Annotated in this window: 24 protein-coding genes; 16 read left to right on the forward strand and 8 right to left on the reverse strand. The window is 69.0% G+C overall.

The genetic code is table 11. The features are described 5' to 3' along the window. From ACLJK8_RS15630 to ACLJK8_RS15640, 3 genes are all read left to right on the forward strand, one after another. Positions 1 to 1482: ATP-dependent helicase C-terminal domain-containing protein (locus tag ACLJK8_RS15630; RefSeq protein ID WP_413151274.1), on the forward strand; the 1482-nt coding region annotated here is incomplete at its 5' end. A gap of 115 nt (positions 1483 to 1597) precedes the next feature. Beyond that, positions 1598 to 3031 carry a Glu/Leu/Phe/Val family dehydrogenase gene (locus tag ACLJK8_RS15635; RefSeq protein ID WP_413151275.1) on the forward strand — a complete coding sequence of 478 codons (1434 nt, stop codon included), beginning with the start codon at positions 1598 to 1600 and terminating at the stop codon, positions 3029 to 3031. Between the two features lie 225 nt (positions 3032 to 3256). Next, entirely contained in the window at positions 3257 to 4906 is a 1650-nt protein-coding gene (locus tag ACLJK8_RS15640; RefSeq protein WP_413151276.1) for a M10 family metallopeptidase, read from the forward strand. A gap of 23 nt (positions 4907 to 4929) precedes the next feature. On the opposite strand, the gene ACLJK8_RS15645 is transcribed toward ACLJK8_RS15640, so the two are convergent. Beyond that, positions 4930 to 5172: a sulfurtransferase TusA family protein gene (locus ACLJK8_RS15645; protein WP_413151277.1), complete on the reverse strand. Its 243-nt coding sequence runs from the start codon at positions 5170 to 5172 to the stop codon at positions 4930 to 4932. Between the two features lie 118 nt (positions 5173 to 5290). Between ACLJK8_RS15645 and ACLJK8_RS15650 the strand changes: the two genes are divergently transcribed. After that, positions 5291 to 6055: a cytochrome c biogenesis CcdA family protein gene (locus ACLJK8_RS15650; RefSeq protein ID WP_413151278.1), complete on the forward strand. Its 765-nt coding sequence runs from the start codon at positions 5291 to 5293 to the stop codon at positions 6053 to 6055. A gap of 26 nt (positions 6056 to 6081) precedes the next feature. Here the strand turns inward: ACLJK8_RS15650 and ACLJK8_RS15655 are convergent, their stop codons facing one another. Both ACLJK8_RS15655 and nanR read right to left on the reverse strand, forming a co-directional pair. After that, positions 6082 to 6993 (reverse strand): cation diffusion facilitator family transporter, encoded by a 912-nt coding sequence (locus ACLJK8_RS15655; RefSeq protein WP_413151279.1) that lies wholly within the window; start codon positions 6991 to 6993, stop codon positions 6082 to 6084. Between the two features lie 236 nt (positions 6994 to 7229). Further along, entirely contained in the window at positions 7230 to 7961 is a 732-nt protein-coding gene (gene nanR / locus ACLJK8_RS15660) for a transcriptional regulator NanR (protein ID WP_413151280.1), read from the reverse strand. Positions 7962 to 8202: 241 nt separating this feature from the next. Here nanR and ACLJK8_RS15665 point away from each other — a divergent pair, with 241 nt between their 5' ends. The 10 genes from ACLJK8_RS15665 to ACLJK8_RS15710 all read left to right on the forward strand — a co-directional run bounded on the left by ACLJK8_RS15665 (position 8203) and on the right by ACLJK8_RS15710 (position 18686). Continuing rightward, a complete protein-coding gene (locus ACLJK8_RS15665) occupies positions 8203 to 9138 on the forward strand; it encodes a ketopantoate reductase family protein (protein ID WP_413151281.1) in 936 nt (311 codons plus the stop codon). Positions 9139 to 9141: 3 nt separating this feature from the next. Beyond that, positions 9142 to 9939, forward strand: coding sequence for an SDR family NAD(P)-dependent oxidoreductase (locus ACLJK8_RS15670; RefSeq protein ID WP_413151282.1), 798 nt, complete (start codon positions 9142 to 9144; stop codon positions 9937 to 9939). After that, on the forward strand, positions 9936 to 11492 hold the full coding sequence (locus ACLJK8_RS15675; protein WP_413151283.1) for a sugar ABC transporter ATP-binding protein: 1557 nt from the start codon (positions 9936 to 9938) through the stop codon (positions 11490 to 11492). The genes ACLJK8_RS15670 and ACLJK8_RS15675 overlap by 4 nt, the downstream gene beginning before the upstream one ends. Then, positions 11489 to 12505, forward strand: a complete 1017-nt coding sequence (locus tag ACLJK8_RS15680) for an ABC transporter permease (protein WP_413151284.1) — start codon at positions 11489 to 11491, stop codon at positions 12503 to 12505. The genes ACLJK8_RS15675 and ACLJK8_RS15680 overlap by 4 nt, the downstream gene beginning before the upstream one ends. Positions 12506 to 12580: 75 nt before the next feature. Further along, positions 12581 to 13600 carry a substrate-binding domain-containing protein gene (locus tag ACLJK8_RS15685; RefSeq protein ID WP_413151285.1) on the forward strand — a complete coding sequence of 340 codons (1020 nt, stop codon included), beginning with the start codon at positions 12581 to 12583 and terminating at the stop codon, positions 13598 to 13600. An 83-nt stretch (positions 13601 to 13683) separates the two neighbouring features. Beyond that, on the forward strand, positions 13684 to 14502 hold the full coding sequence (locus tag ACLJK8_RS15690; RefSeq protein WP_413151286.1) for an MBL fold metallo-hydrolase: 819 nt from the start codon (positions 13684 to 13686) through the stop codon (positions 14500 to 14502). A gap of 2 nt (positions 14503 to 14504) precedes the next feature. Beyond that, positions 14505 to 15524, forward strand: a complete 1020-nt coding sequence (locus ACLJK8_RS15695; RefSeq protein WP_413151287.1) for a zinc-binding dehydrogenase — start codon at positions 14505 to 14507, stop codon at positions 15522 to 15524. Further along, the gene (locus tag ACLJK8_RS15700) at positions 15521 to 16369 is read left to right on the forward strand and encodes a fumarylacetoacetate hydrolase family protein (protein ID WP_413151288.1); all 849 of its coding nucleotides are present in this window, start codon (positions 15521 to 15523) and stop codon (positions 16367 to 16369) included. The genes ACLJK8_RS15695 and ACLJK8_RS15700 overlap by 4 nt, the downstream gene beginning before the upstream one ends. Positions 16370 to 16387: 18 nt before the next feature. Further along, positions 16388 to 16738: a putative quinol monooxygenase gene (locus ACLJK8_RS15705; protein WP_413151289.1), complete on the forward strand. Its 351-nt coding sequence runs from the start codon at positions 16388 to 16390 to the stop codon at positions 16736 to 16738. Positions 16739 to 18557: 1819 nt separating this feature from the next. Next, positions 18558 to 18686: a hypothetical protein gene (locus ACLJK8_RS15710; protein WP_413151290.1), complete on the forward strand. Its 129-nt coding sequence runs from the start codon at positions 18558 to 18560 to the stop codon at positions 18684 to 18686. Position 18687: 1 nt separating this feature from the next. Here the strand turns inward: ACLJK8_RS15710 and ACLJK8_RS15715 are convergent, their stop codons facing one another. Beyond that, a complete protein-coding gene (locus ACLJK8_RS15715) occupies positions 18688 to 19617 on the reverse strand; it encodes a LysR family transcriptional regulator (RefSeq protein ID WP_413151291.1) in 930 nt (309 codons plus the stop codon). Between the two features lie 124 nt (positions 19618 to 19741). Here ACLJK8_RS15715 and ACLJK8_RS15720 point away from each other — a divergent pair, with 124 nt between their 5' ends. Together ACLJK8_RS15720 and ACLJK8_RS15725 are read left to right on the forward strand one after the other, a co-directional pair. Continuing rightward, positions 19742 to 20683: a ring-cleaving dioxygenase gene (locus ACLJK8_RS15720; protein WP_413151292.1), complete on the forward strand. Its 942-nt coding sequence runs from the start codon at positions 19742 to 19744 to the stop codon at positions 20681 to 20683. A 174-nt stretch (positions 20684 to 20857) separates the two neighbouring features. Further along, positions 20858 to 21403 carry an NADPH-dependent FMN reductase gene (locus ACLJK8_RS15725; protein WP_413151293.1) on the forward strand — a complete coding sequence of 182 codons (546 nt, stop codon included), beginning with the start codon at positions 20858 to 20860 and terminating at the stop codon, positions 21401 to 21403. 49 nt (positions 21404 to 21452) lie between these two features. On the opposite strand, the gene ACLJK8_RS15730 is transcribed toward ACLJK8_RS15725, so the two are convergent. The 4 genes from ACLJK8_RS15730 to ACLJK8_RS15745 form a co-directional block, all read right to left on the reverse strand. After that, positions 21453 to 21953, reverse strand: coding sequence for a hypothetical protein (locus tag ACLJK8_RS15730; RefSeq protein ID WP_413151294.1), 501 nt, complete (start codon positions 21951 to 21953; stop codon positions 21453 to 21455). Positions 21954 to 22099: 146 nt separating this feature from the next. After that, positions 22100 to 22414 (reverse strand): GNAT family N-acetyltransferase, encoded by a 315-nt coding sequence (locus ACLJK8_RS15735; RefSeq protein WP_413151295.1) that lies wholly within the window; start codon positions 22412 to 22414, stop codon positions 22100 to 22102. A 1-nt stretch (position 22415) separates the two neighbouring features. Then, entirely contained in the window at positions 22416 to 22985 is a 570-nt protein-coding gene (locus ACLJK8_RS15740) for a DoxX family protein (RefSeq protein WP_413151296.1), read from the reverse strand. Positions 22986 to 23048: 63 nt separating this feature from the next. After that, entirely contained in the window at positions 23049 to 23654 is a 606-nt protein-coding gene (locus tag ACLJK8_RS15745; RefSeq protein ID WP_413151297.1) for an NADPH-dependent FMN reductase, read from the reverse strand. Between the last annotated feature and the right edge of the window lie 47 nt (positions 23655 to 23701).

Below are 23701 nucleotides of genomic sequence, written 5' to 3' on the forward strand. Positions count from 1 at the left end.
GATCTCGCCGGCCTCGCGCTCGAAATCGCACTCTGGGGCGGCGGCGTCGAGACGATGCCCTTTCCGACCGCGCCGCCCGGGCCGGCGCTAGCCGAGGCGCGGGCGCTGCTGCGGGCCCTGGGCGCGCTCGATGAACGCGATGCGATCACCGCGCATGGCCGGGTGCTCGCCGCCCTGCCGACGCATCCCCGCCTCGGCCACATGCTGACCACCGCCGCCGAGCACGGCGGCCTCGACCGCGCCGCCGATCTCGCCGCGCTCATCGCCGCGCGTGATCCCCTGCGCGGGCTGAACGGGCCGGCGGAGGCGGATCTCGCGATCCGGCTCCGCGCGCTCCGAGATCCGGCCGCGGCCGAGCGCGAGCATCCCGTCGGCGTGGACCGCGGCGCCATCGCGGCGATCCGGGCCGAGGCGCGGCGGCTTCGCGCGGGTGGGCGGGCGGGGACGCGCGGGAAGCCCGCCGGAGAAGCGCCCCGTGAGCGTCCTGGCGAGCCTCCCCGTGAGTCGTTCGGCGAGCCGCTCAGCCCCGGTGCGACCTTGTCGCTCGCCTATCCCGACCGGGTGGCGAAGCGCCGGGAGGGCGAGGCGCCGCGCTACCTGCTCTCGGGCGGCAAGGGCGCGGTCCTGCCCGCGGGCGATCCGCTCGGCCGCGCACCCTTCCTCGTGATCGCCGATCTCGACGGCGATCCGCGCGAGGCGAAGGCGCGCCGCGCGCTCCCGGTGACCGAAGCCGAGATCCGCGCGGTCCACGCCGGGGAGCTTCGCCGGGAAACGCTCTGCGAATGGTCACGGCGCGACCGGATGGTGCGGGCGCGCCGGCGGCTGATGCTCGGCGCACTGCCGCTGGAGGACCGGCCCTGGACCGATGCGCCGCCCGAGGCGGTGGCCGCCGCGCTCGCGGAGGGCGTGCGCGACCTCGGCCTCGCGGCGCTGCCCTGGACGGCTCCGGCGCGACGATTCGCCGCGCGGGTCGAATGGCTGCGCGGACGCGGCGTGGACCTGCCCGATTTCTCCGAGGAGGGACTGCTCGCGGGCCTCGACGACTGGCTCGCGCCGGCGCTCGTCGGAAAGGCCCGCGCGGAGGATCTGGCGCGGATCGACCTCACTGGTGCGCTCTCGAACCGGCTCGACTGGGAAGCGCGCGCGCGACTCGACGCGCTGGCGCCGGGCGAGATCACGGCGCCGACCGGCACGCGGCTGCCCATCGACTATTCCGGCGCCGCGCCGGGCATCGCCGTGCGATTGCAGGAGATGTTCGGCCTGACCCGCCACCCGACGATCGGGCCCGACGCGGTACCGCTCGTGATAGAACTGCTGTCCCCCGCGGGCCGCCCGGTGCAGACGACCGCCGACCTTCCGGGCTTCTGGAAGACCTCCTACGCCGATGTCAGGCGGGACATGCGCGGGCGCTATCCGAAACATCCCTGGCCCGAGGACCCGGCCTCGGCCGAGCCGACACGCCGGACAAAGCCGCGCGGGTGAGGCGCGCGGTCGAAAGACTGTTCCGGTTTGGCCCTAGGGGCTTGCCTGAGCTGTTCGGGCGGCGTTAGCTGGCGTCAGGGCCCAGAGAAGGCTGCGATATTTAGGGATTAGGATGATGAACGCACCTGTGCGCGAGCCGAGCTTCCGCGAATCCGTCGATCTCATGTTCAACCGCGCGGTGCGGCTGATGGATCTGTCGCCGGGGCTCGAAGAGAAGATCCGTGTCTGTAACTCCACCTATACGGTCCGATTCGGTGTCAGGCTCAGGGGCGGCATCCACACCTTCACCGGCTACCGCTCGGTCCATTCCGAGCATATGGAGCCCGTGAAGGGTGGCATCCGCTATGCGATGAGCGTGAACCAGGACGAGGTCGAGGCGCTGGCGGCGCTGATGACCTACAAATGCGCGCTGGTCGAGACGCCCTTCGGCGGGTCCAAGGGCGGGCTCAGGATCGACCCGCGCGAGTGGGAGGAGCACGAGCTCGAGCTCATCACCCGGCGTTTCGCCTACGAGCTCGCCAAGCGCGACCTGATCAATCCGAGCCAGAACGTCCCCGCGCCCGACATGGGCACCGGCGAACGCGAGATGGCCTGGATCGTCGATCAGTACCGCCGGATGAACACGACCGACATCAACGCCGCCGCCTGCGTGACCGGCAAGCCCCTGAACGCGGGCGGTATCCTCGGCCGCGTCGAGGCGACGGGGCGTGGCGTCCAGTACGCGCTGCGCGAGTTCTTCCGGTACCCGGAAGATGCCGCGCGTGCGAGGCTTTCCGGTTCGCTCGACGGCAAGCGGGTGATCGTGCAGGGGCTCGGCAACGTCGGCTATCACGCGGCGAAGTTCCTGTCGGAAGAGGATGGCGCGCTCGTCATCGGGGTGATCGAGCGTGACGGCGCGGTGATGAACCCCGAGGGCCTCGCGATCGAGCATCTGAAGGCTCATGTCGGTGCGACCGGCGGCGTGAAGGATTTCCCCGGTGCGACCTATTTCGAAGAAGGCGCCGCGATCCTCGAAGCCGAATGCGACATCCTGATCCCCGCCGCGATGGAAGGCGTGATCAATCTGGCGAACGCCGATCGCATCCAGGCGCCGCTCATCATCGAGGCGGCGAACGGTCCGGTGACGGCGGGCGCCGACGACCTGCTCCGGCAGAAGGGCACGGTGATCATTCCGGATCTCTATGCCAACGCCGGCGGCGTCACGGTCAGCTATTTCGAATGGGTGAAGAACCTCAGCCACATCCGCTTCGGCCGCATGCAGCGCCGCCAGGAGGAGGCGGAGCACGCGATGCTGGTTCAGGAACTGGAACGGGTGGCCAAGGCGAGCGGCCTGAAGCACGGCCTTTCGGACATGTTCAAATCCCAGTACGTGCGCGGGCCGGGCGAACTTGAACTCGTGCGCTCCGGGCTCGATGACACGATGCGCGAGGCCTATCAGGCGATCCGCGAGGTCTGGCACAACCGCAAGGGAGTGGAGGATCTCCGCGTCGCGGCCTATCTGGTCTCGATCAGCCGGGTCGCGGGAAGCTATCGCTCCAAGGGGCTCTGAAGCACAGCCTCCGGGCCGGGGGCGGGGGCGGGGTCAGAGTCCACAAGCCTGATTGGGCCGGTGGGCGGGGCATTTCCCGCCCCCGGCTCGGCGTGTCTTCCGCGGGCGGGCTTCCTACCTGCGACTTTCTGCCGACTTGCGTCGTTCGCGCGATTGGCGGTTGACCCGCGCGGTCGCTCTGACAGACAAGGCCTGCCTTGGTAGTACGACAGGGTGGGGCCAGCCATGGCGCGCGTCTTCTCTTCCGAAGATCGGTTTGTCTTCGATGGGTTGGAGGCCACCGCGCCCGATTCGCGGCACGACTTCGGGCCGAAGGCGATGGGGGTCTCCGCCGCCGAGGCCCGGTCGGCGCTTGTTTCCCAGAGCCTGGCTCACATCTCTCAGGACCCGTTCCGCGCCGGCGAGCCGCTCTCCGCCGCGACACCCGGGCAGGTCGCAGCCGCGACGCCCGGACAGGTCGCAGCCGCGACGGTGACAGGCGCCCCGCTGCCGACCTACAGCAACGCGCAGATCGCCAGCTATCTGCGGGAGGGCTACTGGTCCGACGTCGGGGACGGTCCCCGGAGCTTCAACCTCGGCTCAAGCGGCGTCGGTGCGAACAATGGCACGCTGCGCTACAATGTGAGCGAGCTTTCCGCCGCGGGGGCGGCGCTGGCCGAACGGGCGCTGACGCTCTATGGCGAGGTGCTCGGCATAGACTTCACGCGGACCACGGCCTCGGGCGCCTCGGTCGACATCAACTTCGTCAACAACAACGAGAACGCCGCCTACAGCTGGGCCGCGACCTACGCCGACGCGCCGCGCACGATCGCGACGGCTACGGTCAACATCGGTTCCGAGTGGGTCTCAGACTACGGCCAGGGTACCGCGAGCTATTCCTTCCAGACCTTCGTGCACGAGATCGGCCACGCCCTCGGCCTGGGCCACGCCGGCAATTACAATGGCGGCGCGACCTATGTGACGGATACGAGCGACCCGTCCCATGGCGACAACAGCAACCACTATCTGAACGACAGCTGGCAGGCGTCGGTCATGTCGTATTTCTCGCAGACCGACAACACGACGGTCGACGCGGACCATGCCTTCACGCTGTCGCCGATGGTCGCGGACTGGCTGGCGCTCGGCTGGATGTACGGAGACCTCGGCGGGTTCGAAGGCAACACGGTCTGGGGGTTCAACACCAGCATCGGCCGGACCGTCTTCGCAGATCTCGCGCGCCACGCCGACGAGATGGCCTTCACGATCATTGATGGCGGCGGGCGCGACACGCTCGATTTCTCCGGCTTCTCGGCGCAGCAGCGCATCAATCTCAATCAGGGCGCGGTCTCCTCGGTCGGCGGGCTCGATGGCAACATGTCGATCGCGCTCGGCACGGTGATCGAGGCGGCGCGGGGCGGCTCGGGCGCCGATGTGCTGAGCGGCAACGCCGCCGCGAACACGCTCTCCGGGCTCGGCGGGGCCGATCGCCTGGTGGGCAACGCCGGGAATGACATCCTCGTCGGCGGCGCGGGTGCGGATACGCTGATCGGCGGCGCGGGGAACGATGTCTTCCGTTTCGACGCGCGCGCCGAGTCCGGTCTCGCCGCGCGCGATCTGATCCGGGCCGGCGGCGGCGCCGGCGCCTTCGAGCGGCCCGGCGCGGCCGGCGGCGACCGGATCGACGTTTCGGGGATCGACGCCGACACGCGTGCCGCCGGCAACCAGAGTTTCGAGCTTGGCGGCACGGGGCGCGGGCATCTCTGGCTCGCGGACTCGGGGACCAGCACGCTCCTGCGCGCCAACAACGACGGCGACGCGGCGCCGGATTTCGAACTGGTGATCCAGGACGGCGCCACGCTCGCCTCGGCCTATTCCGCGGCCGATTTCATTCTCTGAACGGAGCCGCCGGCTTCGACGACTCAGTCCGGCCGGTCCGGCCCCCGGCGGATCAGATAGGCGGTGCCGCCGCCCTCCGCCGTCGCCGACAAGAGCGAATGCCCCGTCTCGGCGCAGAAATGCGGCATGTCCACCACGGCCGCCGGGTCATCGGCGAGCACGCGGAGTACGCGGCCCTCGGTCAGCGCGAGCAGGCGCTTGCGCGCCCGCAGCACCGGCAGCGGGCAGAGCAGCCCCCGCGCGTCGATCTCGTCGTCCCAGTCCATGCCCCCCGGATGCCACCAAACGCCACGGCTGGCCACGGCATTTTGAGACACCGGGGCCGTGACGCGGCGGCGCGGGCAGGATAGGTTGCCGCGAACGGGACAAGGGGACTGACGGGGAATGTTCGGGATCGATCTTTTCGATGGCGCACTCGCGCCGGCGCTCGCGGTGGCGCTGGTGGCGGGCATCCTGAGCTTTCTCTCGCCCTGCGTGCTGCCGATCGTCCCGCCGTATCTCGCCTACATGGCCGGCACCTCGATCGAGGACATGCGCCGGGAAGGGGGCCCGGACCGTCGGGTGGATCGGCGCGTCATGACGGCGGCGGCCTTCTTCGTGCTCGGGCTTTCGACGGTCTTCCTGATCCTCGGCCTCGCCGCCTCGGCCTTCGGGCGGATGTTCCTCGCCTATCAGCGCGAGATGGCGCTGGTGGGCGGCGTGGTGATCGTGCTCTTCGGGCTGCATTTTCTCGGCGTGCTCCGGATTCCGCTGCTCTACCGCGAGGCGCGGATCGACGCGGGCGATCAGGGCGGGACTCCCTTCGGCGCCTATCTGCTCGGCCTCGCCTTCGCCTTCGGCTGGACGCCCTGCATCGGCCCGGTGCTCGGCACCATCCTGAGCCTCGCGGCGCAGGAGGGCTCGATCGAGCGCGGGCTCTTCATGATGGGCTTCTACGCGATCGGTCTCGGCCTGCCGTTCCTCCTGACCGCGCTCTTCCTGCGTCACGCGCTGGGTCTGCTCGCGGGGATGCGGCGCCACATGCCGATGGTCGAGCGGGCGATGGGCGTGCTGCTCGTCACCGTCGGCCTCCTGATGCTGACCGGCGGGTTCACGAGCCTGTCCTTCTGGCTGCTCGACACCTTCCCGGTGCTTGCGACCATCGGCTGAGGCCGTAACGGCCCCCACCCCCGGCGTCAGCCCTTGGTCGCGATGGCGAGCCCCGGGGCGTCGGGGTCGAGCTTCGCCTTCTCCTCCGGCTCGACATGGATGGTCACGAGGGCGTCCGCCGTCGTTTCCTTGATCGCATGCTCGATCCGGTCGCAGATCTCGTGCGCCTCCGAGACCGGCATGGTCCCCGGCACGACCATGTGGAAATCGACGAAGGTCGCGGGACCGCTGATGCGCGCGCGCAGGTCATGCACCTCGATCGCACCCCCGGCGGCGCCACGCTCGATCGCCTCCAGGATCGGGGTCAGCGTCTTTTCCGGAAGACCCTCGTCCATCAGCCCGCCGAAGGATTCACGGATCACCTGCCAGCCGGACCAGATGATGTTGAGCGCGACGAAGCCCGCGATCAGCGGGTCGAGGATCAGCCAGCCGCTCACGACGGCGAGCACGATCCCGAGCGTCACCCCGATCGAGGTCACGACATCCGTCAGCAGATGCTTGCCATCGGCGACCAGGGCGGGGGAGCGCAGCGCGCGACCCTTCCGGATCAGGACCGAACACCACCAGGCATTGATCACGCTCGCAAGCCCGCTCAGCAGCAGGCCCGGCACCGGCGCCTCGATCGCCCGGGGGTTCCGGATGCCCTCCCAGGCTTCGAGCAGGATCATCCCGGCCGCGACCAGGATGAGCGTGCCTGCGAAGACCGCGCTGAAATACTCGATCTTGTGGTGCCCATAGGGATGATTGCGGTCCGCCGGCTGAACCGAGAGCCGGACGGCGAAGAGCGCCGCGATGGCGGTTGCGACGTTGACGAAGCTCTCGAGCGCGTCGGAGTAGAGCGCGATGGAGCCGGTGACGGCATAGGCGAGATACTTGATCCCGAGGACCGCCGCTCCCACGACCAGACTGCCCACCGCGATTTTGATCGGTCCCGTCATATCCCTGCCCCCGCCCGAGGCCGAAGCCATAGCCGAGCGCCGAGCTCACCGCAACTGTCTGAAACTATTTGATAATAGTTCGCATTATCGTTCGCGGGCGGGACGTTCCCGAAGGAGGGCGCGGGGCTCGCCGCTCGCGCCCGACCGCGCGGCATTATGCTCGAGGTGAAGCGGAGTCGGGAAGCGCGTAAGGAAAGGGCTGGAAGCGCCCTGTCATGGCATCCCACTCTGGCCGGTCAGTCGGCGGGGTTCTCGTCCCTGGCTTTCCGCTGCTTCCAGAAGGTGTCGGACAACTGCTGGAGATGGGCGCGCATCTCGGCTTCCGCGCGGTCCGGATCGCGGGCGGCGACCGCGTCATGGATCGCCGCGTGGGCGTCGTAGGCGATGCGCTCCTGCCCGCTGGCCGCCAGGGTCACGACCCGCTGCTCCTTCAGCCAGTCAGACATCTGGTCGTGCAGCGCGATGAAGATCGGATTGCGCGCGATCTTGGCCAGTTCGAAATGAAAGGCGATGTCGGTGCGCGTGAATTGCTCCGAATCGCCGATCGCCGCGCGGTTGGTCTCGAGCGCCCGGGCGAGCGAGCGAAGGTCGTCGTCGGTGGCGCGCGCCGCCGCCATCCGGGCGAGGCCGACCTCGAAGAACATGCGCGCGCCCTGGAAATGCCGCTGGCCGTCGTCGGTCGAGAGCATCTGCCGGACCGCCGGGGCCATGCCGGTGAAGATATGGCTCGCCGTGGGCATCAGCACCCGCGCGCGCGCGCCGTTGCTAAGCTCGACCAGTCCGGCCTTCTGCAGGGCGATCAACGCCTCGCGAATCGCCGGCCGGCCGACGCCGAAACTTGCTCTCAGGTCGCGTTCGGGGGGAAGCTGATCGCCGGGGCGCAGTTTCCCGGCGAGAATCTGTGCCTCCAGATGCTCGGCGACATGTTCGAAGAGCTTCTTGCGATCTATGATGAGTGGATCGACCATGCACCTTTCATACCATCATGCTTGACAACCATGCAACAGCCTGCGAGGATTACAGCGGTGCAGCGGGCACAATGACGTCTTTCTGCCTGCGCGTAGCCTGGAGGGAAGTCGAGGGCCTGCCCCGCGATAGCGGAGGGGCGGGCTTTCGCGCCGTCATCAGCCGTCGGCGGGCGGGAGGACGAGCCTCGGGGCAACGGGTTGCGAAAATAGCGAGCCGCCGACGGGCAAGGGAGGAAGACGGATGCGAATCGCCGTTCTGGGCGGCGGTGGAGCCATGGGCGGCCTTTTTGGCGGCTACCTGGCCAAGGCCGGAAACGATGTGACCCTGATCGACGTGTCGAAGGCGGCGGTCGACGAGATCAACGCGAAGGGCCTCACCATCGACGAGCGCGACGGTTCGAAGCAGCTGATCCGGGTTCCGGCCACCGCCGACCCGGGTCGGGTCGGCCCCGTCGATCTCGTGATCAATTTCGTGAAATGCTACCACACCGACACCGCCGTGCGCGCCGCGGCGCCGATGATCGGGGCGGAGACCGCGGTCCTGAGCCTGCAGAACGGGTGGGGTAACGCGCCCGTCATCGCCGGTATCGTCGGCGAGGAGCGGGTTCTGGTGGGCCTCACCTATCACGGCGGCATGCTGCTCGGCCCGGGCAATGTGAAGCATCCGGGCGCCGGCATGACCTATCTCGGCGAACTCGATGGCGCGATGAGCGAACGACTCGCGCGGACGGCCGAGACATTCGCGGCGGCGGGATTCGAGACCACGCGGTCGGAGCGCATCCTCGACGAGGTCTGGAAGAAGCTCGCGCTCAATGTCTGCACGCTGCCGAGCTCGGCGCTGCTGCGGTTCCTCTCGCATGAACTCGTCGCCTTCGACGGCACGAAGGAGCTCATGGCCGCCCTGCTCAAGGAGGTGGTCGAGGTCGCGACGGCGCAGGGGATCGCGCTCGACTACGACGAGCGCTGGGCGGCGATCACCGGGCTTCTGGAGAAGGCCGTGGGCGGCAAGTCGTCGATGTATCAGGACATGGAGGCCGGGCGGCGCACCGAGATCGACGTCATCAATGGCGCGATCGTCGATGCCGGCCGGCGTCTCGGAATTGCCACGCCTTGCAACGACGCGATGGTCTGGATGGTCCGGGCGGCCGAGGCGCGGGCGCTCCAGGCGAAGGAGTAGGGCATGGCCGGACGGCTGACAGGCAAGACCGCCATCGTCACCGGCGCCGCGAGCGGGATCGGTCTCGCCATCACGAGAGCTTTCCTCGCCGAGGGCGCGGTGGTCGCCATGCTCGACCGCGACGCGGCGACGCTGGAGACCGAGGCGGCGCGGCTCGAAACCGCGCACGAGGCGGCGGGCGGCGGGGCGACGGGCGGCGGGGAAGCGGTCCGCGCCTTCGCCTGCGATGTCGCCCGCGCCGATCAGGTCGCGGCCGCGGTCGCCGAGGCCGCCGGGGCCTTCGGGCCGATCAACACGCTCGTGAACAACGCCGGCATCTCGATCCCCGGGGGGCTGGAGGAAATGCCGGAGGAGGCTTGGGACCGGATCTTCTCGGTCAACGTGAAATCGGTCTATCTCGTGTCGCGCGAAGTGATCCCGATGATGCGGGCGTCCGGCGGCGGCTCGATCATCAACGTCGCGAGCGAGAGCGCCTTCATCGGCTTTGCCATGCATCCCGCCTATTGCGCCTCCAAGGCCGCGGTCGTGCATCTGTCGCGATCGATGGCGGCGCGCTACGCCAAGGATGGCATCCGCGCCAATGCCTTGTGTCCCGGAACCATCGACACGCCGCTCTACCGCGGCTTCATCGCCCTCCAGGACGATCCGGAGGCGGTGGGCAGGGCTGTCGAGGAAATGCATCCGCTCGGCATCGGCGTGCCGGACGACATCGCCTACGCGGCGGTGTTTCTCGCATCGGACGAAAGCAGATACGCGACCGGCGCGCCGTTTCTCATCGACGGAGGAGCGACCGCGATATGAAAGACCTTTCCATCCCGCGGGTGGACGTCCGCGGCGTCGGCAAGTCCTTCCCGGGTGTGAAGGCGCTCGACAATGTGTCCATGACCGTCGAGGCGGGCGAGATCCGCGCGCTGCTGGGCGAGAACGGTGCCGGAAAGTCGACGATGGGCAAGATCATCGCCGGCGTCTACGCGCGCGACTCCGGCACGCTGCTGATCGATGGGGAGGAGATCGGCGACATCGACGAGAAGACCGCGGGCGAGCTCGGGATCGGGATCGTCCACCAGGAGGGCTCGCTCGTCCCGCATCTCTCGGTCGCGGAGAACATCTTCGCCGGCCGCCAGCCGACGCGCTGGTTCGGACGGGTGGATTTCCGTGCGATGCGGGCGAGGGCGGCGGAGATCATCGCCGAGCTCGGCGTGGCGATCGACCCGGCCGCGCGGGTCTCCTCGCTCTCCGCCGCCCAGGCCCAGATCGTCGAGATCGCCAAGGCGCTGTCGCGCGATCTGAAGATCCTGATCCTCGACGAGCCGACCGCGGCGCTCACGCTGACCGAGACCGCCCGGCTTTTCGAGGTCGTCCGCCGGCTCGCCGCGAATGGTGTCTCGGTGATCTACGTGTCGCACCGGCTGACGGAGATCTTCGCGCTCTGCCATCTGGTGACGGTGCTGAAGGACGGCAGGCTCGCCGGTACACGCCGGGTAGACGAGACGACGCCGGACGAGCTGATCCGGCTGATGGTCGGCCGTGAGGTCCATCTGTCGCGCGGCGCGGCGGGACGACGCTTCGGCGAGGTCGTGCTCTCGGCTCATGATGTCTCGGCACCCCCGAGCGTGCGGTCCGCGTCGGTCGAGGTGCGGGCCGGCGAGATCGTCTGCCTCGCGGGGCTGATCGGCTCGGGGCGCAGCGAATTCTGCGAGGCGATCTTCGGCGCGCGGCCGCGGAGGGGCGGCACGGTCAGGATCGACGGCGGCGTCATCGCCCAGACCGGCCCCTGGGACGGCAAGGCGGCGGGGATCGGCATGGTGCCCGAGGACCGCAAGACCTCCGGCCTCTTCGCCGGAATGGACATCGTCGACAATATCGCCTCGACGGTGCTGCCCCGGGTCTCGACGGGAATCCGCTATTCCGCGGTCAAGGCCGAGGATCTCGCGCAGAGCTTCGTGGACGAGTTGCGGATCGCCACCCCCGGCGTGCGCCAGCTGGTCGGGCACCTCTCGGGGGGCAACCAGCAGAAGGTCCTGATCGCCAAGTGGCTGGCGATGGAGCCCCGTGTCCTGATCGTGGACGAGCCGACACGGGGTGTCGACGTGGGCGCGCGGGCCGAGATCTACCGGCTGCTCCGCGCGCTGGCGGCGAGGGGGGTCGCACTCCTGGTCGTGTCCTCGGACCTGCCCGAGGTGCTCGCGCTCGCCGATCGCATCGTCGTCATGGCCGAGGGTCGGACGGTGGGCGAGCTTCCGGGCGAGGAGGCGACCGAGGAAGAGGTGCTGCGGCTCGCGACCAGGGGTGTCAAGCTCGACACCGCCGCGACCGCCGCGCGCGGCCACGCCGAACTGGCAGGAGAACGATGACAACGGAGACCTTGCACACCGTGTCCGAAACCCCGGACGGGGAGCGGGAGGGGGCGGTGCTTCGCATCGTCCGGCGCCTCGCCGATTCCCGCGAACTGACGCTTTTCGTGCTGCTCGTGAGCCTCGCAGTGGTGATGAGCATCGCCTATCCGAACAATTTCCCGACCGCGTCGAACATGCGCGCGGTGCTTCTGAACCTCGCGCCCGTCGGGATACTGGTCTGCGGCATGATGCTCCTGATGATCGGCGGCACGTTCGATCTCTCCGTGGGCTCGGTCCTCGCCTTCTCGGGCGTCTGGGCCGGGGTGGTCTGCGGCTGGTGGGGCTGGCCGGCGGAGGCGGGGATTCTCGTGGGTATCCTCGTCGGCGCGCTCTGCGGGCTCGCGAACGGGCTGATCGTCACGCGGATCGGCATCAATGCCCTGATCGCGACCCTCGCGACGATGGCGATCTTCCGCAGCCTCACCTATGTCACCGCTGGCACGGGCGTCACGCCGATCGGCGACGCATTCGCCGCCTACGGGCGCGCGGCGGACCCGTTCTTCCGTATCCAGTCGCCGTTCTGGGCCATGCTCGCCCTCGCGCTCGTCGGCGGCTGGCTGGTGGCGCGCACCCGCTTCTTCCGCCAGTACTATTTCGTCGGCGGCAACCCGCGGGCGGCGCAGCTCTCGGGCATCCGGGTCGGGCGGCTGATCCTGATCGGCTTCGTGATCATGGGCGCGCTCGCCGGGCTCGCGGGCGTCCTCGGCGCCGCGCGGCTCAACAGCGCGGTGGTGAACGCCGGCGTCGGGCTGGAGCTCAAGGTGATCACCGCGACGGTGCTCGGCGGCGCGAGCCTCAAGGGCGGCGAGGGCACGATCATCGGCGGCGTGCTCGGCGTCCTTTTCATCGCGCTGATCGAGAATGCGATGATCATCAACTCGGTCGGCGTGTTCTGGCAGGGCCTGGTGGTCGGAGCCGTCCTGTTGCTCGCGGTCTCGCTCGACCGCTTCAAGACGGCGGGAAGGATCTAGGGCGGAAGGATCCAGGGCGGAAGGATCTGAACCGCGCGCGGCGCGCGCGACGGCAGGAGACAAGGAGAGATGGACATGACCATGAGAGTGAGGGCGGCGGTCGCGGGACTCGCGCTCGTCACGGCGGCGAGCGGGTTCGCAGCGGCCGCGGTCGCGCAGGAATCGGCCTTCGGACCGTCGGATGCCGAGCACACCTATTACTGGATCTCGAACAAGGCGAACCTCCCGCTCTTCGTGCAATACGATTATGTCGGCATGAAGCGCGTCGCCGAGGAACTGGGCGTGCGCGTCATCGTCGCCGGCCCCACGGATTTCGACGTGCCGGGCTTCATCGCCGCCGTCGATCAGGTCTGCGCGCAGAAGCCGAGCGGCGTCTCCGTCGTCGGCGGCTGGGACCCGTCGCTGACCGAGCCGGTGAAGCGCTGCATGGAACAGGGCGTGCCCACCGTGGTCGATGACGGCGACCTGCCCGACTCCGGCCGCCTCGCCTATATCGGCACCGACTGGACCACGGTCGGCGAGGAGCAGGCGCGGACGATGATGGCGGCGCTGCCCGATGGCGGCAAGCTCGCCACCATGTCGATCATCAACGCCGGCAACATGCGCGAGGCCGTCGCGGGCTTCACCGCCTATATCGAGGCGAACGGCGGCGGGAAATACGAGATCGTCGCGAACGAGGACGACGGCGGCGACGCGCAGCGGGCGGCGCAGGTCACCGCCGCGGTCCTCGCCGCGCATCCCGATATCGCCGGGATCGCGGGTTTCGACTCCGAATCCGGGGCGGGCATCGTCACCGCGCTGCGCGAGGCGGGCAAGGAGCCGGGCGACATCCGCGTCACGGCGATGGAGCAGACGCCCGATTTCTTCAAGACCGCCCAGGAGGGCTGGGTCGATGCGATCGTCGTGCAGAACCGCGAGCTCTTCATCTATTACGCGGTCAAGCTCCTGCATGACTACAACACCAATACGCTGAGATCCGCCGGGCTCTCGGCGGCCGAGGGTGGCCGCCCGATCCCCGATACGATCGATACCGGCGTGCTTCTGGTAACCAAGGACAATGTCGAGCAGGTCCTGAGCGCGCTCGCCGCCAACTGACGGCGCCGCCGAGGACGCCTTCCTGAAAGCGCCTGATCCCCGGCCGGGCCGTGCCGGGGACCGAACCGAACGGGAGACCCGAGATGACCCGGACCGCCCATACGCGGATGCGTTTCCATGGCGTGGCCGCCTATGAGATCCTGACCCACGACGGGCTGCGTATCCTCTGCGACCCGTTCCTCGACGACAACCCGGGCGCGGCGACCGCCTCGACGGAGTTCGACCGGGTCGATCTGGTGATCGTGAGCCACGCCGCCTTCGATCATCTCGGCGACACCGACAGGATCGCCGCGAAATACGGCTGCCCGGTGGTCTGCGGCGGCGAGGTCAAGGCCTGGCTGATGGACCGGGGCATCCCGGCGGCCCAGATCCGTGCCACGACCTGGGGCATCCGGGTCAGGGTCGCGGGGATCGAGATCCAGCCCGTCGAATGCCACCACTGGTCGCAGATCCGTCTCCGGGACGGCAGCTTCATCTCGGGCGTGCCGATGGCCTTCATCGTCTATCTCGGGGAGAACCTGCGGTTCTATCACTATGGCGACACCGCGATCTTCTCCGACATGAAGCTGCAGGCGGAGCTCTACCGGCCGAATGTCGGCTGTATCGGCATCGCCAATCCCCAGGAGATCCTGCACCTCAACCCGATGCCCGGCGAGATGCTGACCGGGGAGATGAGCCCCTATGAGGGCGTGCTCGCGACGCAATGGCTCGGACTCGAGACGGTCCTGCCCTGCCACTACATCACGCTCGACGGCGACCCGGATGTCGCGGCCTATATGGGCCATCATGCCGAGGCCGTCGCCCGCGGCGAGAAGATCGCGGAACCCTATCTGCTGCGCCCGGGCGACTGGATCGAATTCGATGCCGGGGGCAAGGTCCTCCGCCCGGCGAAGGCGGCCTGACGGTGCGGGCGGCGATCTTCGACGGGCCGGGCGCCATCCGCCTCGCGGATGTCCCCGCGCCCAGCCCGGCCGCGGGCGAGGCGCTCGTGCGCGTGCGGGCGGCGGGGCTCTGCGCGGGCGATCTCTACATCTTCACCGGCAAGAACCCCTATGTGACCTATCCCCGGATCGGCTGCCACGAGATCGCCGGCGTGGTGGAGGCGCTGGGACCCGGCACCGAGGGGCCGCCGCCGGGAACGCGCGTGGTCGTCGATCCGTTCATCGGCTGCGGGACGTGCTACCCCTGCCGCGTCGGCAAGCGGAATTGCTGCGCGAACCTGACCATCGTCGGCGTGCACCGCGAAGGCGGTTTCGCGGATCTCGTCGCAGCGCCGGTCACCAATCTGGACCCGGTGCCCGAGGGGCTGAGCGATTTCGAAGCGGCCTTCGCCGAGCCCGTGGCCATCGGCGTCCAGGGCTGTCGCAGGGGCGAGGTCGGGGCGGAGGACACCGTTCTGGTGCTCGGGGCCGGTCCGATCGGTCTCGCGCTGGTCGAGGTCGCACGGTCCCGCGGCGCGAAGGTCTATGCGACCGACCTCGCTCCGGAGCGCCTCGCCACCGCGGCGGATCTCGGCGCGACGCCGGTCGAAGGCGGCGACGGGCTGATCGAACGCGTGCTGGATCTGACCGGCGGCGAAGGGATGCCAGTGGTGATGGAGGCAACCGGCGCACCCGCCGCGATGGAATCGACGATCGATCTCGTCGCCTCGGGCGGGCGGATCGTGATCCTCGGACTGGTGCGGAAGGGGCAGGGGATCACGCTGCCGGGGCTCGATTTCACGCGGAAGGAAGTCACGATTCTCGGCTCCCGCGCCTCGGTCGACTGTTTCCCCGAGGCGCTCGACCTCATCGCCTCCGGGGCGATCCGCTACCCCGGCATCGCCAACGCCTTCGATCTCTCGGAGGCGCCCGAGGTCTTCGCGCGTCTCGCGGGCAACCCCATGGCGCTGCACAAGGCGGTTTTCGTCACGGAGGAAACATGAAGCTCGTCTCCTTCTCGCGTCCTGGTGGACCGATCGCGGCCGGTGTGCTCGACGGCGAGAGCGTCGCGGGGCTGACCGAGGTGGGCCTCGCCGAGAGCGTGATCGAGGTGATCCGCGAGGGCCAGCCGGCGCTTGAGCGGATTCGCGCCGGCCTCGCCCACGCGCCGCGCCACGCGCTCGCCAATGTCCGGCTGGAGGTGCCGCTCCGGCCCGGCAAGGTGCTCTGTTCGGGGATCAACTACCGCGGCCATGCCAGGGAGAACCCGAATGCGAAGATGCCGGACGAGCCCTTCTTCTTCGCCAAGCTCCCCTCCTCGGTGGTGGGACCGGATGTGCCGGTCGCCAAGCCCGCCCGGACGGAGCAGGTGGATTACGAGGTCGAGTTCGCGGTGGTGATCGGCGCGCCGCTGCATCGGGCGACCGAGGCGGCGGTCATGCCCGCGATCTTCGGCTACACGCTGCTCAACGACATTTCCGCCCGCGACGTGCAGTTCAAGGACAGCCAGATCACCATCGGCAAGAACTTCGCCGGCTTCGCGCCGATCGGCCCCTGTGTCCTGACCGCGGATGCGATGCCAAGACCCGACCGGGTCGCGCTTCGCACCCGGCTGAACGGGCGGACCCTGCAGGACGGGAACACCTCGGACTGGCTCTTCTCGTTGCCGAGGCTGATCTCCTTCCTGTCCGAGCATGTCCCGCTCGAACCGGGTGATATCGTCACGACCGGCACGCCCGCCGGCGTCGGTGTCTTCCGCGACCCACAGGTCTTCATGTGGCCGGGGGACGTGGTCGAGATCGAGGCCGAGGGCATCGGCATCCTGCGCACACCCATAAGCGAGACCTGAACGGAGGGGTAAGGACACATGCTGGCCGTGAATACCGCTGATCTTCCCCGCCCCGCCTATGTCATCACGGTGCTGTTCGATCTCGAGGACGGGGCATTCGAGGGCTTTCACCGGCTCGTCCGCGACAACGCGGAGGAATCCCTGCGCGTGGAGCCGGGATGCCGCCGGTTCGACGTGCTAACCCCCACGGGGGCGGAGGCCGGCCGGCAGGTCCTGCTCTATGAAATCTACGACAGCCGGGCCGATTTCGAACTGCACCTCGCCTCCGCGCATTTCCGCCTGTTCGACGAGCGCACCCGCGCCATGGTCCGGCGGAAGACCGTGACCGAATTCGTGCTGAGCGAAGACCGGGACGCCGTCCTGCCATGACCGGCCCCGACCGAGGCCCCATCCCGGCCATGGCGCTTCTCGGGACGGAGGAACCGGTGCCGGAGCGCAGGCGGTTGCGGGCCGGCGAACTGACCGCGATCCTGGAGGACGGGGGCCTGCGCGACATTCGCTTCGACGGGATCGAGCTTGTGCGCGCCGTCAGCTACCTCGCGCGGGACGCATCCTGGGGCACGCTCCGCGCGCGGTTCGAGGATCTCACGGTCAGCGAGACCGAGGGGCGCTTCAGCGTGATCTACACCGGGCTCTGCGGCGTGCCGGAGCCGCGTATCCGCTATCGGATGCGGGTCGAGGCCACGGCGGACGGACGCCTGAGCCTTATCGCCGAAGGTGAGGCGATCGAGGATTTCGAGACCAACCGGACGGGGTTCGTCGTCCTGCACCCGTTCACCGCCGCGGGCGGGGATCTCACGATCCGCCACGGCGACGGGACGGTGGAGCGGACCCGCTTTCCGGAACGGATCAGTCCTGACCAGCCCGCCTTCGACATCGCGGCCATGACCCACGCACCCGCGCCGGGGCTCTCGTGCGAGGTGAGCTTCGAGGGCGAGGTCTTCGAAATGGAGGACCAGCGCAACTGGGCGGATGCCTCGTTCAAGACCTATGTGCGGCCGCTCTCGAAACCGCGTCCCTATGTGATCGCGAAGGGTGCGAGTGACCGACAATCGGTGGTGATCGAGGCGCGCGGCCAGGCGCTGGCGCCCGCCGCCGCCAGTCCGCGCCGGTCGGGGCTTCGGTTTGGGGACGCGGGCGGGGCGATGCCCGAGACGGCGTTCTTCGTCGAGGAGACGGGTTTCGGTGCCGCCATCGCCTCGCCGGAGCTGACCCGGCACCTGATCGTCAGGCTCGATCCCGCGTCCGGTGACGGTCCTGCGCCCTTGGCCGAGGCGGCACGGTTTGCCCGGAACTGCGACGCGTCCCTCGCCATCGAACTGATCTGCGACACGGTCGAGCCCGCGGCGGAAGCCGCGGAGGCGCTCCGGATCGTCGCGGGGGCCGGCGTCGAGCCCGGGGCGATCCTCTGTTCCCCCCGTCGCGAGTTCCGCACCCGTCCGAGCGGGACGCTCCCGCCGGGCGAGCATCCCGTGGGAGCGATGGTCGAGGCGCTGCGGGCGGAGGGATATTCCGGGCGGATCGGCGCGGGAACGCCATCGAATTTCACCGAGTTCAACCGGAATCCACCCGATGGCCACCCTGATTTCGTCTATTTCAGCGTGGCGGCCAATGTCCATGCGGCCGATGATGCCTCCATCGTCGAGACGCTCGATGTCTATCCAGAACTGATCGCCAGCGCCCGCGCGCTCCGGCCCGGCGTTCCGATCTGGCTCGGGTCCTGCGGGATCGGCACGCGGCACAATCCCTATGGCGCCGCCGTGCAACCGAACCCGGACCGGCGCCGGGTGGCGGCGGCGCGGATCGACCCGCGCCACGCCGCGCTCTTCGGAGCCGCCTATGCGATCGGCACCGCCGCCCGGGCGGCGGAGGCGGGGGTGGCGGTCCTCACCCTCGGCTCTCCTTCCGGCGATTTCGGGATCTTCGATCCGGCGGAGGCGCCGCCACCGATCGGGCGCGTCCAGTCGGAACTGACGCGCGCGGCGGGCGGGACGCGGCATCCGCTCATCTCGGATGCGCCGCTCGTCAGTGGTGTCGCCTTCGATACGACCGCGGGGAGGCNGAACTGACGCGCGCGGCGGGCGGGACGCGGCATCCGCTCATCTCGGATGCGCCGCTCGTCAGTGGTGTCGCCTTCGATACGACCGCGGGGAGGCGGGCGCTGGTCGCGAACCTCGGCCCGGAGGAAGTGGGCCTCGAGATCCCGGAGACATTTCGCTCGGCCGAACCGATCGCGCCCGCCGCCGCCCCGGGGGTTTCGCTGGAAGGGCGGGTCCTGCGGCTCGCGGGCTATGTCAGCGCGGTGCTGACGGAATAGGTCAGGGCTCCGTGCCCCCGGCATCCCATGGCCGCCCGCCCGCCAGTTCCGCCGCGAGATGGTCGATCAGCGCGCGGAGCTTCGCCGGCATCGGGCTGACCGGCGGCCAGACCGCCATGATCGGCAGCGGGCGGGTCTCCTTCTCCGCCATCACCCGCCGCAGGCGCCCGTCCGCGAGCGCGGGGGCGACGATGAAGCCCGGTAGGATCGCGAGGCCGAGGCCGGCGATCGCCATCTCCCGCATCGCCTCGCCGTTGTTGAGCACAAGCCGCCCGTTCACGCGCGGCGAGATGACCCGGCCGCCCTGCCGGAACTGCCAGAGCTGCGCATCGGCCATATGCGCGTAACCGATGGTCTGGTGGTCGGCGAGATCGGCCAACGTCTCGGGCGTCCCGGCCCGCGCGAGATAGCCGGGGCTCGCCACGACGAACTGGCGGTCCTCGCAGAGCTTGCGCGCCATCAGCGCGCCGTCGCGGGCCTCGCCGATGCGGATGCCGACGTCGAACCCCTCGCGCACCAGATCGCGGGCGCGGTCGTCGAAATCGACGCGCAGGCTCAGCCCCGGATGCGCCGCCGCGAACCGCCCGAGGATCGGTGCGAGATGGAGCGTGCCGAAGCTCATCGGCGCGGCGACGGCGAGCGAGCCGATCAGGGGCGCCGCGCCGTCCATCTCCCAGCCCGCGCTCTCGGTCGCCGCGATGAGTTCCGTCAGTGCCGGGCGCAGCCGCTCGGCGAGGCGCGCGGCCGCCTCGGTGGGCGTGATCCGCCCCGCGTTGCGGCGAAACAGCGCCGCGCCGACACGGGCCTCGAAATCGGTGATCCGCTTCGAGATGACCGATTTCGAGAGGTTGAGCCGCGCCGCGGCGGCGGTGACGGTGCCAAGCTCCATCACGGTCAGGAAAGTCTCGATCTCGTCCAGGCTGTAGCGCATCGGCTCAGTCTAGCGGCCTTTCCGCCGTTCGGAAATCCCGAACGCCGGCTTCGTGAGCGAGGCACTGGCGGGAAACCGCCGGTACGCCGATATCATCGCCAACAGACACGCAAGGGAGAAAGCCATGGACCTCACCGGCATTCACCATCTGACGGCGATCACCGCCGACGCGCCCGCCAACAACCGGTTCTATACCGAGACGCTGGGGCTGCGCCGGGTCAAGAAGACCGTCAACCAGGACGACACTTCCGCCTATCACCTGTTCTTCGCCGATGGCGCGGGCAGCCCGGGCTCGGATCTCACCTTCTTCGACTGGCCCGTGGGCCGGGAGTCGCGGGGCACGCATTCGATCAGCCGGACGGGCCTGCGCGTCGACGAGGCGAGCCTCGATTACTGGGCGGGCCGGCTGCGCGAGCAGGGCCTGAACCTCGGCGGGATCGCGACGACGGACGGCCGGGGTACGCTTGACTTCGAAGACCCCGAAGGCCAGCGCTTCCGCCTGACCGCCGATCAGCCCGGCGCGGCGCATCCCTGGGAACGGAGCCCGGTTCCGGCCGAGCATCAGATCCGGGGCCTCGGGCCGATCACCATCTCCGTCCCCGATCTCGCCCCGACCGAGGCGGTGCTCACCCGGGTGATGAACCTGCGCCCGGCACGGGACTATACCTCGCCCGATGGCGAGGGTCAGGTCCATGTCTTCGAGATGGGGGCGGGCGGTCCCTCGGCGGAACTGCACGTCGCGGTCCAGCCCGGGCTTCCGGTCGCGCGGCAAGGCGCGGGGGCGGTGCATCACGTTGCCTTCCGTACCCCCGACCGCGACACGATCCGGCAGTGGGCCGAACAGCTTCGCGGCTTCCGCATCCCGAATTCCGGCGAGGTCGAGCGCTACTACTTCCGCTCGCTCTACTTCCGCGAGCCGGGCGGGAACCTGTTCGAGATCGCGACCGACGGACCGGGCTTCGCGGTGGACGAGCCCTTCGAGACGATGGGCGAGGCGCTGTCGCTGCCGCCGTTCCTCGAACCGCGCCGCGCGGGTATCGAGGCGGGGCTGAGGCCGCTCGCCTGAACTCGCGGGAAGAAACAGGGCCGCCGGAGCGATCCGGCGGCTTTCACGCGCAGGGGGCGCCCATGTCGGGGGATTGATCCGCAGGTTGATCCGAGGATTGATCCGGGCCCGGCGGACGGCGAAAGTCTCCCGGAGGCGCGGCGCCGCCCGCGGTCAACATGAACTGGAGCGACCATGACGACGATCCTTGGCCTGTCAGGCAGCCTGCGTCGGGCTTCCTTCAACGCGGGACTGCTGCGCGCGGCGGTGGAGGTCGCGCCGGAAGGGGTCACGATCGCCCCCGGCTCGATCCGCGACGTGCCGCTCTACGACGCCGATCTCGAAGCGGCCGAGGGGCTTCCGCCGGCGGTCAGGACCCTGCAGCGACAGCTTCGGGAGGCGGATGGCCTGCTGCTGGTCACGCCCGAGTACAACAACGGCATCCCCGGCGTGTTCAAGAACGCGATCGACTGGATGTCGCGCGGGCCGGGGTTGAAGGCTTTCGTGGGCAAGCCGGTCGCACTCCTCGGCGCCTCGCCGGGCGGGTTCGGCACGGTGCTGGCGCAGAACGGCTGGCTGCCGGTGCTTCGCACGCTCAGAACGCGGCCCTGGCTGGAAGGCCGGATGCTGGTCTCGCGCGCCGGAAGCCATTTCGACGCGGACGGCGATCTGACGGATGAGGAAACGCGGAAAGCGCTGACCGAATTTGTCGCGGGCTTCGCGGAGAGCATCACCGCCTGACGCGGCCATGAGGAGGACGCGCCCTCCGGAAGAGGGCGCGTCGCCTGGTTCATTCGGTCGCCGGGCCGGCGCCGAAGATGAAGGCGGCGAAGGTCGGGGAGCCGAAGGCGAGGTCGCGGCCGGTCACAAAGCCATCGCCATCGGAGTCGGAGGTTGCGAACTCGGCGTCCGAGAGCTCGATGACTTCCTCTCGGGTGGCGATGCCGTCGTCGTCCTGATCCCAGTAGTCGAAGACGTGGCCCTTGAGCTCGGTATAATCCTCGAGCTCGCCCTTCATCTCGGCGGCGTGCGAAAATCCGGGGTCCCACAGCATGAACTCTTCCCGTTCGACCGATCCGCTGGCGTTGGTGTCCATCGAACGCCATACCGTACGGGTGAATTCACGGAACTCTTCCACGCTGATCTTGTCGTCGCCGTTCTCGTCATAGGCCGATGCGATGCGCCGCATGACATCGATCTCGGGAGCGATGTTCTCCGCGCTTTCCGCCATCGCGGCGACGGGGAATGACAGCGCCAGAGCCGACGCGACGATGGGCAGGGTCAGTTTCATGTGGTCCTCCGCTTCATTTTCTCGTTGGTCGCTTCACACACTAATGCGATATCGCCGCCGGTCATCGGGAAAGCCGCCCGAAGCGCGACCTATGTCGCGGTCCGGGCGGGTTGGCTTCACCAGGGCCTTGCACGGAATGCGAGTGGTCAGGGGTCCTCACCCGGTTTGGTGGTGAAGAGGTCCGACCATTCCGGGTGCCGCGCATACTGAGCCCGCACGAAGGGGCAGATCGGCACGATCCGGAAACCGTTCTCGCGGGCATCGTCCAGCATGAAGTTGAGCAGCGCCTTCGAAACACCGCGTCCACCCATGGCGTCCGGCACGCCGGTATGATCGGCGCTGATCACACCGGGCGCGCGGTGGGTGAAGGTGATCTCGCCCTCGGCGTCGATTCCGTCGATCCGGGCAACGTAGCGGCCCTTCCCGCCATCGTCTTCCTTGGTGATCTTCGTGTCGCTCATTTCAGAACTCCCGTTTCAGAAGCGCGCGGTCCACGGAGACCGGGCCCGCGCCGAAGGCGGCGAGAAAGAACGCCGCGACGGTCCAGAGCGTGGAGAGACCCTCCGCCTTGAACTGGACCTGGTGAAGAAAGGTCGCCCCGCCATCGGCGGCGAGGTTACGCAACCCGTCCGCGGTGAACATCGCCCCGTTTTCCGCGAGTGTCGCCATGCCCTCGGGGGACAGAATCGCCTCCCCATAGGAATGGCTCATGTGGAACCAGAGCGTCACGGCCAGCATCGCCCCATTGACGAGCGCCGCGGGCCTGGTCAGGACTCCGGCGAGGATCATCAGCCCGCCGATGAACTGCATCGCCGCCAGCACCGCCGACCAGAGCCAGCCGGGATGGAGGCCGATGTTCTCGACGAACCCGGCCATCGCGAAGGGCGCGGTGATCTTGGGCCAGCCTTCGATCACCAGGAGCGCTCCCACCGCGAGCCGCAGCCCGAGCAGCGCGAGCGGTTCCGCGATCCGTTCGTAGAAGGGACCCATGAACGGCAGGACGAGCGGGGTCGTCCGGTCTCGGGCAGGCATGGCCAAGTCCTCCGGTGGCAGGGAGGGCCGACCGGGATCGGCCGGCCCCTCGATCAGTGGCCCTCAGGCGGCCACTTCCTCGGCGGTCTTCGTCCGTGCGGCCTTCGTCGCATTCGCCCACCAGACGAGTTCGTCGAGCATGGCGCCGAGCGAGGGCCGCAGGATGTCGGCGACTTCGCTCATCTCGCCGTTCTTGCCGAGCGGCGAGACCTTCATGAACTCGCCGCCGCCGAGATGCACGGCATTGCGGAGCGGCACCATCTGCAGCTCGATCGCGATGCCGCGCAGATGCTCGATGGCGCGCGCCGCGCCGACGCCGCCGTAGCCCATCGCCGCCGCCGGCTTCCGGTTCCATTCCTTGTAGGCCTGATCGAGCGCGTTCTTCAGCGCGCCGTTGATCGAGTGGTTGTACTCAGGCGTCAGGAAGATGTAGCCGTCGAATTCGGCGATCTTGTTCTGCCACGCCACCGCGCGCTCGTCCGAGCTCGGAACCCAGAGGTTCGAGGCGACCTCGTCGAAAAGCGGCAGGTCGAAATCGCGCAGGTCCAGCAGTTCGACCTCGAGATCGTCCCGCTTCTTGACCTCTTCCAGCAGCCAGGCCGCCGGCTTGTCCGCGAAACGCGCCTTGCGGGTCGATCCGATGATGATCACGATCTTCGGCTTGCTCATGTCCTTCTCCTTCGTAGTCCGGGCCTTTTGCCCGCGGTTTGTCTGTC

Origin of the sequence: Amaricoccus sp. W119, assembly GCF_047275745.1 — a bacterium.
In the GTDB taxonomy this organism is placed as follows: Bacteria; Pseudomonadota; Alphaproteobacteria; order Rhodobacterales; family Rhodobacteraceae; genus Amaricoccus.